General features: G+C 43.8%; 13 protein-coding genes. 7 read left to right on the plus strand and 6 right to left on the minus strand.

What is annotated here, in order from left to right; translation table 11 throughout:
- Positions 1–74 precede the first annotated feature (74 nt).
- The 7 genes from rpmA (at position 75) to B4J23_RS01750 (ending at position 6,097) form a co-directional block, all read left to right on the plus strand.
- Positions 75–329: a 50S ribosomal protein L27 gene (rpmA, locus tag B4J23_RS01720; protein ID WP_004784896.1), complete on the plus strand. Its 255-nt coding sequence runs from the start codon at positions 75–77 to the stop codon at positions 327–329.
- Positions 330–576: 247 nt separating this feature from the next.
- Positions 577–1,269, plus strand: coding sequence for an outer membrane lipoprotein chaperone LolA (gene lolA, locus B4J23_RS01725; protein ID WP_004784895.1), 693 nt, complete (start codon positions 577–579; stop codon positions 1,267–1,269).
- Positions 1,270–1,435: 166 nt separating this feature from the next.
- On the plus strand, positions 1,436–2,194 hold the full coding sequence (locus B4J23_RS01730; RefSeq protein ID WP_159123406.1) for a DUF3298 domain-containing protein: 759 nt from the start codon (positions 1,436–1,438) through the stop codon (positions 2,192–2,194).
- A 100-nt stretch (positions 2,195–2,294) separates the two neighbouring features.
- Entirely contained in the window at positions 2,295–3,566 is a 1,272-nt protein-coding gene (serS, locus tag B4J23_RS01735; protein ID WP_291358597.1) for a serine--tRNA ligase, read from the plus strand.
- 73 nt (positions 3,567–3,639) lie between these two features.
- Positions 3,640–5,013 (plus strand): siroheme synthase CysG, encoded by a 1,374-nt coding sequence (cysG, locus tag B4J23_RS01740; protein ID WP_291358598.1) that lies wholly within the window; start codon positions 3,640–3,642, stop codon positions 5,011–5,013.
- 34 nt (positions 5,014–5,047) lie between these two features.
- The gene (locus B4J23_RS01745; RefSeq protein ID WP_291358599.1) at positions 5,048–5,524 is read left to right on the plus strand and encodes a tRNA (cytidine(34)-2'-O)-methyltransferase; all 477 of its coding nucleotides are present in this window, start codon (positions 5,048–5,050) and stop codon (positions 5,522–5,524) included.
- A gap of 183 nt (positions 5,525–5,707) precedes the next feature.
- Entirely contained in the window at positions 5,708–6,097 is a 390-nt protein-coding gene (locus tag B4J23_RS01750) for a hypothetical protein (RefSeq protein ID WP_291358602.1), read from the plus strand.
- 69 nt (positions 6,098–6,166) lie between these two features.
- Here the strand turns inward: B4J23_RS01750 and B4J23_RS01755 are convergent, their stop codons facing one another.
- The 6 genes from B4J23_RS01755 to rpoD all read right to left on the minus strand — a co-directional run bounded on the left by B4J23_RS01755 (position 6,167) and on the right by rpoD (position 12,722).
- Entirely contained in the window at positions 6,167–7,555 is a 1,389-nt protein-coding gene (locus B4J23_RS01755; RefSeq protein WP_004784881.1) for an APC family permease, read from the minus strand.
- A gap of 264 nt (positions 7,556–7,819) precedes the next feature.
- Positions 7,820–9,004, minus strand: coding sequence for an iron-containing alcohol dehydrogenase (locus B4J23_RS01760; RefSeq protein WP_291358600.1), 1,185 nt, complete (start codon positions 9,002–9,004; stop codon positions 7,820–7,822).
- A 1-nt stretch (position 9,005) separates the two neighbouring features.
- A complete protein-coding gene (locus B4J23_RS01765; protein ID WP_159123447.1) occupies positions 9,006–9,539 on the minus strand; it encodes a hypothetical protein in 534 nt (177 codons plus the stop codon).
- A 74-nt stretch (positions 9,540–9,613) separates the two neighbouring features.
- The gene (lipB, locus tag B4J23_RS01770) at positions 9,614–10,273 is read right to left on the minus strand and encodes a lipoyl(octanoyl) transferase LipB (protein WP_291358601.1); all 660 of its coding nucleotides are present in this window, start codon (positions 10,271–10,273) and stop codon (positions 9,614–9,616) included.
- 167 nt (positions 10,274–10,440) lie between these two features.
- The gene (locus B4J23_RS01775) at positions 10,441–10,728 is read right to left on the minus strand and encodes a YbeD family protein (RefSeq protein WP_004784874.1); all 288 of its coding nucleotides are present in this window, start codon (positions 10,726–10,728) and stop codon (positions 10,441–10,443) included.
- A 107-nt stretch (positions 10,729–10,835) separates the two neighbouring features.
- The gene (rpoD, locus tag B4J23_RS01780) at positions 10,836–12,722 is read right to left on the minus strand and encodes an RNA polymerase sigma factor RpoD (RefSeq protein ID WP_180002122.1); all 1,887 of its coding nucleotides are present in this window, start codon (positions 12,720–12,722) and stop codon (positions 10,836–10,838) included.
- Positions 12,723–13,126 lie beyond the last annotated feature (404 nt).

The following is a 13,126-nucleotide window of genomic DNA, read 5'->3' on the forward strand; positions in this document are numbered from 1 at the left end:
ACAAGGTCACCGTCAATGGTTCACTGAGTTGAAAATTACTGGTATCTCAGGCTAATTACTAGGAGTAAATAGACATGGCAACTAAAAAAGCCGGTGGTTCGACTAAGAACGGTCGTGATTCGAATCCTAAGATGTTAGGTGTTAAAGTTTACGGTGGCCAAACTGTAACTGCAGGTAACATCATCGTTCGTCAACGTGGTACTGAATTCCACGCTGGTCAAAACGTAGGTATGGGCCGTGACCATACATTATTTGCTACTGCTGATGGCGTAGTAAAATTCGAAGTGAAAGGTCAATTTGGCCGTCGCTACGTATCTGTTGAAGCATAATTTGCTGAAATAGAAAAAAGACCCACAGTTTCTGTGGGTTTTTTTATGCATGAAGATTTATCGGCTTATAAAGCTGTGACAGCGAATGTAAATATCACTATTGAATCTTCATCATGATGAATAAAAACAGGAATTCTGCATTAATAACAATACAAAACTTCTTATTTTCTATCATCTTAGTTTTTGAAATTCGTTTAAGATGAGCCATTAGATACATAGCGATATGCAAATACAAAAAGGTGAGATTATGAGTATGCTTCGTAAAACTGTATGTGCCATAACAATCGGTACGGCGACACTGGCACCTGTCATGAGCACGACTGTATTTGCCGCAACTGCAGCGACGGAGCAGCAAGCTACTGCGAATCTGGTGAAACAGCTCAGCAATATCCGTAGCTTAACTGCAAATTTTGAACAAACGACTAAAGTCACTAATCCGAAAGCGACCCAGAAAAAAGGCTTGACCGCGCAGCACATGAACCAGACCTTTAAAGGTGTGATGAAAGTGGCACGTCCGGGTAAATTCTACTGGGAAACTTCAAGCCCGTCGAAACAGACTATTGCTACTACAGGTAAAACCGTATGGATCTATGATCCGGACTTGCAGCAAGCAGTGCGTCAGAGTCTAGACGACCAGGTGGCAAATACACCGGCATTATTATTGTCCGGCAATACCAGCCAGATTATGCAATCTTATCGTGTAACCCAGCCGAATAAAGCTAAAACCTATTACACGCTTTATCCGAAAAATACCGATGGGGTGTTTGAAAGCCTGACTATTAGTTTTGGTGCGAACAAAGCGCCTAGCTTGATGATTTTGCAAGATTCCTTAGGTCAGACTACGAATATTAAATTTAGTAATGTAAAACTGAATACCACGATTCCGGCATCTACGTTTAACTTTACTCCGCCAAAGGGCACAGACATTATTGATCAGTAAGCATCAATACACCCTAAATAAAAAAGCAACCTCCGGGTTGCTTCTTTTTGTTCCTGATCGGGATGGATTTGGAGTCATTACAAGGTTGGCGTATATCTGGAAGTTCGGGCGTTTTAGAATAAACAAAAGTTGAGTCAATGAAATTGCAAAATTTTAGGAGCTCAGGATGAAAATGACTTCATGTAAAATAGGCTGGATCGGTTGTATCTTATGTCTGAATCTTGGGCTATTTGCCTGTCAGCCTCAAACCTCTTCAGTCACTACATCCGCGCAATCAGAAGACACGGGGCAAATTCAGTCCAAAACAATTCCGGTTAAAGATGCTAATCAGGTCGTGTGTGAAATCGAAGGTTGTGTGCGTTTTGATTTGCAGACTGTAGATACCAATATCAGCTGGATTGATCAGTATTTTATGGAGCGGATCCAGCGTACTGAGCCGGTCGCTTTTAGCAAAGTGACCAGTAATAAAATTAAAGCAAAGGATGAGCCGAAATTTATTGATCAGCGTTCCATTCAGGTGAGTTACCTGAATCAGCATGCTCATCTAGCTACTTTTATCTTCAAAACTACTCATCAGCCTGAACGTGCCCAGTCACAATCTCATAGTGAATATGTCAATCTAGATATAAAACAGAAGAAACGTCTAGCTCTTCATCAGGTTGTGCGCGGTAATACAGATGAAAAACTGAAACAGGCTCTATATCAAGCAAATAAAGACTGGCTAGATCGCTATCAAATCACCCAGCAGAAATTAGCATTGAGCGACAATTATTATTTTGACGGTCAGGGCTTGGTACTGGTTTATCCGGCAGGTGAGTTGAGTAAGCCAATCAGTGACATGGCAGAATTAAAAGTACCTTATACAGCATTAAGCGAGATCATCCGGCCTGAATATTTATCGCTTCTGCCTCAAACAAGCCTTTAAATATTGCGCTAATAAACTCCAGCCGGTAGGTCAGTCACTGTATTTTTTGACGTTAAGAGCTTACACTATAGCCAGTTTTTTTCTTATCCAAAGATTGGCTATGATCGACCCGAAATTACTTAGAAATAATATTGAGGCTGTAAATTTAGCCTTGGCAAAACGTGGTGTTCAACTGAATGTTGAGGAGTGGGCATCATTAGAAGCTCGACGTAAAGAGATTCAATCCAAAACTGAATCCTTGCAAGCTGAGCGTAATGCCGGTGCCAAGCAAGTGGGGCAGATCAAAAAAGCAGGTGACGATGCCTCTGAAATTATGGCACGCATGTCTGCGATTGGTGATGAAATTAAGGCTGCTGAAGCTGCTCTGGCTGAACTGCAAGCTGAACTAGAAGAAAAATCACTGTCTATTCCAAACCTTCCAGATGAATCTGTACCTGAAGGTAAAGATGAAAATAACAATGTGGAAGTCCTGAAATGGGGTACACCACGCGAATTTGATTTTGAAATCAAAGACCATACTGACCTGGGCGAAATGATGGGCGGTCTGGAATTTGAAACTGCGACCAAATTGACTGGTTCACGGTTTAGCGTTCTGAAAGGTCCTTTAGCGCGTCTGCAACGTGCCATCACTCAGTTCATGCTGGATACGCATACCACTAAAAATGGCTATACCGAAGCCTATGTTCCTTATTTGGTGAATGCAGATTCTCTACGTGGTACTGGTCAATTACCAAAATTTGAAGAAGACCTGTTCAAGCTGCAAGGTGAAAAAGAATTCTACCTGATCCCTACGGCTGAAGTGCCTGTAACCAACTTCGTGCGTGATGAAATCATTGATGCTGACCGTCTGCCACTAAAATATGCAGCACATACCCCATGTTTCCGTAGTGAAGCTGGCTCTTATGGCCGTGATACCCGTGGTTTGATCCGTCAGCACCAGTTTGACAAAGTTGAGATGGTGCAGATTGTAAAACCTGAAGACTCTATGCAGGCACTGGAAGAGCTAACTGGTCATGCCGAAGGTATTTTGCAGGCATTAGGTCTGCCATACCGTAAAATCATTCTGTGTGGCGGTGATATGGGCTTTGGTGCATGCAAAACTTATGACCTTGAAGTCTGGGTGCCAAGTCAAAATACGTATCGTGAGATTTCATCTTGCTCAAATATGTGGGATTTCCAGGCACGCCGTATGAAAGCGCGTTACCGTGCTGACCAGAAAAAAACTGAATTCGTACATACGCTGAATGGTTCAGGTCTGGCTGTAGGTCGTACTTTACTGGCAGTGATGGAAAACTATCAACGTGCTGATGGTTCAATTGAGATCCCTGAAGTACTGCGTCCGTATATGGGTGGCGCAACTTACATCGACTAAATATCGGTGTATGCACCAAAATGTGCATGAAAATTGCTTAGACAGTCAGATTTAAAACTTTTTGAGGCATTTTGTGGATATCTTTCCAATCTCGTTAAAGTTGCAACAGCAACCTTGTCTGATTGTCGGTGGTGGACATATTGCATACCGTAAAGCGGTATTGCTACAGAAAGCAGGGGCAGTCATTTCGGTGGTTGCACCTGAGATTGAAGCGAGACTGCTTGAGATTGTTCAAGCGACCGCCGGTCAATATGTTCAGGCACCTTTCAATCCTGAAATTCCATTACGCTCTTATCGTCTGGTGATTGCAGCGACCAATGATGCTGGAGTCAACCGTCAGGTGTTTGAAGACTGTGAAGCTGAAAATGTGCTGGTCAACAGTGTTGATGATCCACCACATTGCCGTTTCATGGTACCAGCGATTATCGACCGCTCACCACTGATTATTTCAGTCGCGAGTAACGGTACTTCACCGGTATTGTCTCGTCAGATCCGCACTCAGCTTGAAGCTACCATTCCGCATGGTATGGGTAAACTGGCTGAGTTCTCTGGTAAGTGGCGTAGTGCAGTTAAAGCCAAGATCACTAATCCCGATGAACGCCGTATCTTCTGGGAAAATTTATATGCCAGTCCTTTGAAAGAACAGGTGTTTAATGACAATCTGGCTGAAGCTGACCGTTTGATTGAACAAGCCTTAAATGAATGGCAAAAGCCAAAAGGTGAGGTTTATCTGGTCGGTGCCGGACCGGGTGATCCGGAGTTATTGACGCTAAAAGCCTTACGCTTGATGCAGCAGGCCGATGTGGTGATCTATGACCGTTTGGTCTCTGCACCAATTATGGATCTCTGTCGCCGTGATGCAGAGAAGATCTATGTCGGTAAGGCGCGGTCTAATCATGCAGTGCCACAAGAAGGAATTAATGCCTTACTGGTGAAATATGCCAGCGAAGGCAAGCGCGTTTGTCGTCTAAAAGGCGGTGATCCGTTTATCTTTGGTCGTGGCGGTGAAGAGATTGAAGAGCTGTTTGCTGCTGGCGTGGCCTTTCAGGTCGTGCCTGGCATTACTGCAGCTTCAGGCTGTTCAGCTTATGCTGGTATTCCGCTCACTCATCGTGATCATGCGCAAAGCGTGCGCTTCCTGACAGGTCATTTAAAAGAAGGTTCACCAGAGCTGCCTTGGAATGAACTGGTCTATGAAAACCAGACCTTAGTACTGTATATGGGACTGGTTGGACTGGAAAAAATCTGTGCACAATTGATTGAGCATGGTCAGCGTCCAGATATGCCTGTGGCCCTAGTCTCAAAAGGCACCACACCAGAGCAAAAAGTAGTGGTGGGAACGCTCCAAGATATTGCATCGAAAGTGAATGAGCACCATATTCAGGCACCAACTTTGACCATTATTGGTGAAGTGGTGCGTTTACGTGAAAAATTGAAGTGGTCCTAAACAGCCACTGAACTCCCAAAAGTAGAGAAAAGCTGTGATCCATGTTGTTTTATATGAACCTGAAATTCCTGCCAATACAGGTAATATTATTCGCCTATGCGCAAATACGGGAGCACAGTTACATTTGGTCAAGCCGCTTGGCTTTGAACTGGATGATAAAAAACTAAGACGTGCTGGTCTCGATTATCATGAATATGCCAATATGCAGATTTGGGAAAATATTGAAGACTGTCTGGCCGATCTGGCTACTAAGGGCGTAGGTATAGATGCGGTTTATCCGCTGACCACCAAAGGTTTTGAAACCCCACATACCTCAGATCTAAATCGTTCTGTAGCCTTGTTGATGGGACCAGAAACTCGTGGCTTGCCAGAGCATGTACGTATGATGTTCCCAAAAGAGCACTGGATTCGTCTGCCAATGGCAGAGAATTCACGCAGCTTGAACCTGTCTAATGCAACTGCTGTGATTGTCTATGAAGCATGGCGTCAGCAGGGTTTTAAACCGCTTTAAGTTCAACGGACCGATTTAAAAAGCTGCCTAAGGGCAGCTTTTTTATTTTATGTAACAGATGTGGGTGCATATTAGGTCTTTCAGGTAATCTTGTAGATAAGCTCTTGAGAATATAGAAAAAAGGAACAAGATGTGAAAAAAGGATGGTTTTTAGCAGGATGTAGTACGTTATTGCTGGCCAGCATGATGACACAGGCTCAAGAAGCGCCACAGCAATCACTATCATCACAAGATACAGTTCAGCCCATTACTCAGGCAGAAATCCGTCAGGGGCTGGCAGCGATGCAACAACGCTTAAATAGCCGCATTGAGCAATGGAGCAAAACCCTCAGCCGTGATGATTTCGAGTGGACTTGGCGTGGACGTCAGATGAAATCAGTCAAACGTCAGGAAGTTTGTGATATTTTTCAGGGCGTGGTGAATGAAATGTATCAAATGGCAGTGAAAAACAAGGCTCGACTCAGTCCGGAAGATCAGAAACTATTATCCAATCGTGATCTGTTTATTGAAAAATTGGGCTTTCAGAATAACCGGGTAAATACCCAGATGGGTTTTGATTGTCGCCTACAATAAGCCCAGTCCATTATCCAAGAAAATAAAAAAGGCGCATAAAGCGCCTTTTTTAGGTATGAACAATATCGATTATTCAAACTCATTATGTTGTGGAGCAGGGTGCTTAAAGCCCTTGGTTTTGTAACCTAAGTACAAAATACCGAACATCGCCCACCATAAACCGTATTTCAGTGCAGTTTCTTCAATTTCCAGCCACATCGCAAAGATGCTGATAAAACCAAGCATCGGGATGACCACAAAGCTGAAAATATCTTTTGCAGTTTTAGTACGACCATCACGCAGTGCATAACGGGAAATCACTGACAGGTTCACGAATGTAAACGCAGTCAAGGCACCGAAGCTAATCATTGAAATCACGATATCCAGATCCATGAAGCCAGCAGTTAAGGCCACTGCACCTACAATCAGAATGTTGTAGTTTGGTGTATAGCTTTTCGGACTGATATGACCAAAGATTTTCTTGTTGATCACGCCATCACGGCCCATGACATACATCAGACGAGATACACCTGCATGAGCAGAGATACCAGACGCCATTACGGTAATGATCGCAAAAGTCAGAACATAAGACTGGAACAGTGAGCCGCCTACAAGAAGCAGAATTTCTGGCTGAGTTTCAGCAATATTCTTGAAGTAAGAACCCGGTGTAGAAGGGAAGTACAGCTGCATGAAATAAGTGCTGATAATGAAAATCACACCAGCGATTAAAGCAGTCAAGAAAATCGCTTTAGGCAAGGTGTTTTCAGTATCTTTGGTTTCTTCTGCCAGAGAGCTTAAAGAGTCAAAACCGGTGAATGAGAAGCACAGTAAGGTCGCACCAGTAATCAGGGCGCCTACCGAAGTCAGTTCATTCCAGAACGGTTCAAGACTCCAAAGCTGGTAACGCTGTTCAGCTGTAATCGGACCATCAGCATTGAAACCGGCCTGCAGTTTGGTAAAGACCATCCAGGTAAAGATACCGATCACCAGTAACTGTACCAGTACGATCAAACTGTTAAAGTTTGCCACGAAGCGTGCACCGCGCAGGTTTACCCCGGTCATGAAGGCAGTCAGCACGATTACCCAGACCCAGTGGTTCACATCAGGAAACAGTGCTTCAAGATAGATCACTGCTAGGATGATGTTCACCATTGGTGATAACAGATAATCCAGCCAGGAAGACCAGCCCACCATGAAGCCAATATTCGGGTGAATCGATTTTTGGGCATAGGTATAGGCCGAACCCGAAGAAGGGTAGCGGCGAATCATGTGACCATAGCTGATCGATGTAAACAAAATTGCAATCAGGGCAATGATGTAAGAAGTAGGAACATGCAAATGACTTTCTTCAGATACCAAACCAAAAGTATCAAATAAGGTCATTGGTTGAATGTAAGCTAAACCAATAATAATGATGTGCCAGAGCCCTAGCGTTTTTTGCAGTTTAGCTGCCGATTGAGTCCCAGAGAAATTTGTCAACGGCGTTATCCTCTTAATCGTTGATCAAGGATCAGTCATATTTAATAAGGATCGTTTGAGACGAACGATCCCCCCTACAATTTTCTATAAAAGCGCGCCAATCTACTTTAAAATTACGGCTTTTACTAGCTATTTTTTGAATTTAGGCCTGCACGAAATGTGCCATTCGAAGCAAAAAACGGCGATTTCCTGCAAGATAAAAGCCCGATGTCTAAAAAAACATCAGGCTTAAATTTTTCGCTATATTGGCTTATTTTTCAGTAATTACCAAGCCTTTTTTAAGATAGATTTCAAATCTTCCAAACTGGCTTCTTTTGGGTTGTAAATGATGGAACCATCATTTAATGCTTTTTCAGCAACTTCATCCAGCTGTGCTTCAGAAATCTTACCTGTTTCACTTAATGTGCGCGGTAATTTGGTCAAGCTATAGATTCGATCATGCATGGTTAAAATTGTAGCAATGGTCTTGTCTGCACGTAAGTGTGCTGGTGTTTGTGCATAGATGTCTGCACCCGCCAATGGCAGCAGCAGCTCGGCAATCTTGTCGCCATTCACTTCCTTGTTGTATTCCAGTACATAAGGCAGGAACAGATTCATACATAGGCCATGCGGCAAATGCGCGACTGCACCTAGAGCATGTCCAAGGGAGTGCACCAGACCCACCATTGAATTGGAGAAGGCAATTCCGGCCATGGTAGAGGCCTGAGCCAGCTCCAGACGACCTTGAGCATCAGTTGGGTTGTCGAGTACGTTAAACAGGTTGGCACTGACTTTTTTCACTGCAGCTGTGGCATAGGCATCGGAAATTGGATTGGCTGCCATACAGGTATAAGCTTCTACCGCATGAGTCATCGCATCCATGGCTGTCATGGCAGTTAGATGCGGTGGCAGGGTCTGAGTCATACGTGGATCCAGAATCGCTGCATGCGGCATCAGGTAGTAGGATGCAAATGGCATTTTCACATTCTTTTCAGTATCCGATACCACAGCAACCATCGTCACTTCAGAACCAGTTCCTGAAGTCGTAGGAATTACGAAAAATGGCTTCAGCGGTTTAGGCAGGTTATGCGCACCAGAATATTTGAGTAAGTCGTCACCACCTTCAGAGACCAAAATATTGGTCGCTTTTGAAGTATCAATCACTGAGCCACCACCCACGGCAATAATGGCATCGCAATCATGATCACGATAAAGCTGTGCTGCGCTGCGCACTGTACCTAAACTGGAGTCTGGCGGTACATCATCGAAAATCGCTGCAATTTTGGCATCGGTCGATTCAAAAGCAGCTTCAATCGGCGCCAGCAGGTTATTGGCACGTACACCTTTATCGGTAATGATTAGTGGACGTTTGGCACCTAAAGTGGCCAATTCAAAAGGAATGTGTTCTAACGCGGCATGACCAGCAATTACTTTGACTGGGCAGAAAAATTCATAATAAGGTTTTGCCATGTTATACACTCCGTTTCAAATAAGATTGAGCGACTTTTAAGTAGATGCTGCTCGCTTCCATGATTTTATCTTTGAGTCCCAGATTATTCGGGTATTCTTTTACTGCCAGTTGCGCCACCATTTTCGGCAAGATCAGCGCTTCCATTTTGTTCAGGCAACGTACCAGACGGATCGCATAGGAAATATCACCATCGGCAATCATGCGGTCATTGGCAAAGGCCTGAGACGTGCTTTCCTGAAAGGAAAACACTAGAAAGGCATGATGCAGATGCTTAAAGGTAATGGTCAGGTCTGGCTTGATATTGCTTTCTTTGACCAGTTCCAGCTGATGTTGTTCCGTGACCCGGGCAACGAAGGCCGGGCCATGTGGAAAAACATTCATTGAAAGCCTAAAATTGGCGGGAAACTGGGCAACTTCCTGTTTGATTTCTGGGTCTACCTGACTTGCCATGACCAGGCCACGGCCAATGATATCCATCATCAGTTTGACATAGGCAAGCTGCAAAGCGGGTTTTACGGATTTTGTCGCAATCACGTGATGATCCCTATCTTGATATTATTGGTTTAGAGTAATTACTCTAATTTATTTATTGTTAAAATGCAAAGGCTTTATCTTTGCTCGACGTTCACCTGCTTAAAGTAACCGCTGCTGCTTAAAGTTTCAATAATTTCAACACACAAGTCATTAAACTTTGGCGGGTTGCTGACGAGGTCATTAATTCGCACCATTTCCAGGCCTGCATAGCCGCACGGGTTGATGGTATGGAAACCAGTCAGGTCGCAATCAATATTTAAAGATAAGCCATGATAGCTACGGCCTTTACGGATTTTAAAGCCGAGAGAACCAATCTTTCGCTCATTCACATAGACGCCCGGAGCATCGGGCTTGGCATAGGCTTCAATCTCATGCTTTTTAAGTAGTTCAATCATCAGGTTTTCGGCATAAGACACCAATGTACGGACATTCCAGCCCAGACGGTTCAGGTCAAACATAAAGTATGCGACGAGCTGACCAGGACCATGCCAAGTGACTTGACCACCACGGTCGGTTTGAATGACAGGAATATCAGTTGGAATCAGGATATGTTCCGGTTTACCGGCCTGACCTTGGGTCAGTACATCATGGTGCTGCAAAATCCACAACTCATCCGGGGTGTTTTCATCACGGTTTTCAGTCAGGGCTTTCATTTCCAGAAAGCGGTCTTCATAGGGAGTCAGGTCATTATATTGACGAATAATCAGGCAGGGTTTTTGAACCGCATCAGTCACAGTGTGCGTCCTTGGAAAGATTAAAAAATACTGCTAATAATTATAATGATTTCAGCGGCAGATAGGGGAGTGATTGCTCGTCATTGTCTACAGTAAATTCATAAGCATAAAAAAAACACGCCCATAAGCGTGTTTTTTTATGTACCTGGCATGAAGCAAAATCAGGTTTAAAGCGCAGTTTTGATCAAAGGACAAGCAGCCAGATCTGCATAAACAGCATGTACCTGTTCAAGTTCAAGGAAACGGAGCTGTGCAGTGATCGAATGATATTTACCAGTACGGGATGGAGTGATGCTTACGCTATCGCCATCAAAGTCAGGAAAATGTTTGGTGAAAATCTCAACGACCGCATTCAGCAGTTCTTCACCTGCAAGGCCAATGAGTTTGATTGGGTAATCCATTGGAAAAACCCAAAGATCTTCGCGGAGTTCACGAGATGGTGTACGGTCTAACATGTAGTCCCCCTATTCGAAACGCCTGCATAGCGCAGGCGTTTGGGTGTATTGCAATACAAAATGGAGACGAGAGATGAAATTTCAAGTCTCCAAAATTGTATTAAATCTTAATCATTTTCCAAGAATGAACGCAGGTGTTCAGAACGGGAAGGGTGACGTAACTTACGCAGTGCTTTCGCTTCAATCTGACGGATACGTTCGCGGGTTACATCGAACTGTTTACCGACTTCTTCTAAAGTATGATCCGTTGGCATGTCGATACCGAAACGCATTTTCAGGACTTTCGCTTCACGTTCAGTCAGGTTTTCCAGCACTTCGCGAGTCGCTTCTTTCAGGCCTTCTGAAGTAGCAGCATCCACTGGTGAAGTGATGTTGCTGTCTTCAATGAAGTCACCCAAATGCGAATCTTCATCATCACCGATCGGTGTTTCCATCGAAATCGGTTCTTTAGCGATTTTCAATACTTTACGAACCTTCACTTCGTCCATTTCCAGACGTTCGCCCAGTTCTTCCGGAGTCGGTTCACGGCCCATTTCCTGAAGCAATTGACGAGATACACGGTTGATCTTGTTAATCGTTTCAATCATGTGTACTGGAATACGAATGGTACGTGCCTGATCCGCGATTGAACGGGTAATTGCCTGACGAATCCACCAGGTTGCATAAGTCGAGAACTTGTAACCACGACGGTATTCAAACTTGTCTACGGCTTTCATCAGACCGATGTTACCTTCCTGAATCAGATCCAGGAACTGCAGACCACGGTTGGTGTATTTTTTCGCAATCGAAATCACCAGACGTAAGTTTGCTTCAACCATCTCTTTCTTGGCACGACGTGCTTTCGCTTCACCGACTGCCATACGTTTGGCAATGTCTTTGATGTCACGAACTTTAAGATCAAGATCTTTTTCGATATCTGCAATTTTTTGCTGGAAGGCCAATACGTCAGGACGTACTTTTTCCAGATAAGCTTTCTGATCGGCAGGTGCTTTCGCAATCTGCTCATCTAACCAGGCTGGATTCGATTCCTGACCCGGGAAGGTTGTACGGAACTGGGTACGGTCCATACGGCCACGACGGACGGCATAACGCATAACTTCACGTTCTGCACCACGGATCTGGTCATGTGTACCACGAATCATTTCAGAAATGATATCGAACAAACGCGGGGTGAACTTGAACATCATGAACACAGTTGCAAGCGCTTGAAGTGCTTCTTCTGCTTCTTTGCTGTTACGGCCGTGTTTTTCCAGTACCGCTTTAGTATTTTTCCAGGCATCTGAAAGTTCGGCAAAACGAACTTTGGCAATTTCTGGATCTGGGCCTGAGTCACCTTCAGAATCGTCATCGCTATCTGACTCTTCATCTTCCTCGTCATCATCCAGTTTTACATCTTTGGTTGACTTGGTCGTTGCTTCTTCATCTTCTTCGATTTCAGCGACTTCTTCCAGTACTTCTGGAATTTCTTCATCTGATTCAGGGTCTAAATAACCTGACAGAATGTCAGCAAGGCGGCGTTCGCCAGCTTCATAATCTTTGTATTCTTGTAGTACAACTTCTACAGCATTCGGCCAGTAAGCAATAGAGTGAAGAACGTCTCGGATACCTTCTTCAATGCGTTTTGCAATGCTAATTTCGCCTTCACGCGTTAAAAGTTCAACGGTACCCATTTCACGCATGTACATACGTACAGGGTCAGTCGTACGACCTGGTTCGTTTTCTACAGATGCAAGTACAGCCGCAGCTTCTTCTTCTGCAACTTCATCAGCAGCTTCTGCAGTATCCTCGAACATTGCATCATCAGATTCAGGCGCACGATCATGGACAGGAATACCCACATCATTCAGCATTTGAATGATGTCTTCAATCTGTTCGCTTTCTGTGATGGAGTCCGGGAGATGATCGTTAACCTCAGCGAAGGTTAAGTAACCTTGTTCTTTGCCTCGGCTAATCAGAGCCGCTACTTGAGAAGTAGGGGAAGTCATATCGCTCATCTTTGCTTACTCTTCGTTGAATCTGTGGCAGTGAAAAACCGTGCATGATAGCACAATTCACCTGAAATAGTTTTGGAATTGATCAGTCAAGCATGATTTTATAAATATGTTTGAATAACAATTGAATATCGATATTGGGTCTAAGTTTATCTTTTCAAGTGTATTTCCCAATCTAATTTTAGAAACGTCCCTCATCCATGGGATAAAAAGCGTTCACTATCTAACCAGCTAATAAATACACAATTATGCTGTAGAAAAACAAGAGCCAACTAGTATAAACATACAAAATATATAAATAAAACTTGACAAGTTTTTAAAGGCAAGATAAATAGCGCCTAGACCCATTTACATTTTTCACTACGAGGTAGTTTTAGTGTCTTCGACAGATTTTGAACTAGATGATA

It is taken from the genome of Acinetobacter sp. UBA3025 (genome assembly GCF_002367915.1).
Classification (GTDB): domain Bacteria; phylum Pseudomonadota; class Gammaproteobacteria; order Pseudomonadales; family Moraxellaceae; genus Acinetobacter.

What these genes read in the sequence shown, in the direction of transcription:
- serS (WP_291358597.1), top strand. Translation starts at nt 2,295, where the DNA reads ATGATCGACCCGAAATTACTTAGAAATAATATTGAGGCTGTAAATTTA.
- rpoD (WP_180002122.1), bottom strand. Translation starts at nt 12,722, where the DNA reads ATGAGCGATATGACTTCCCCTACTTCTCAAGTAGCGGCTCTGATTAGC.
- B4J23_RS01730 (WP_159123406.1), top strand. Translation starts at nt 1,436, where the DNA reads ATGAAAATGACTTCATGTAAAATAGGCTGGATCGGTTGTATCTTATGT.
- rpmA (WP_004784896.1), top strand. Translation starts at nt 75, where the DNA reads ATGGCAACTAAAAAAGCCGGTGGTTCGACTAAGAACGGTCGTGATTCG.
- B4J23_RS01760 (WP_291358600.1), bottom strand. Translation starts at nt 9,004, where the DNA reads ATGGCAAAACCTTATTATGAATTTTTCTGCCCAGTCAAAGTAATTGCT.
- B4J23_RS01775 (WP_004784874.1), bottom strand. Translation starts at nt 10,728, where the DNA reads ATGTTAGACCGTACACCATCTCGTGAACTCCGCGAAGATCTTTGGGTT.
- B4J23_RS01750 (WP_291358602.1), top strand. Translation starts at nt 5,708, where the DNA reads ATGATGACACAGGCTCAAGAAGCGCCACAGCAATCACTATCATCACAA.
- lolA (WP_004784895.1), top strand. Translation starts at nt 577, where the DNA reads ATGAGTATGCTTCGTAAAACTGTATGTGCCATAACAATCGGTACGGCG.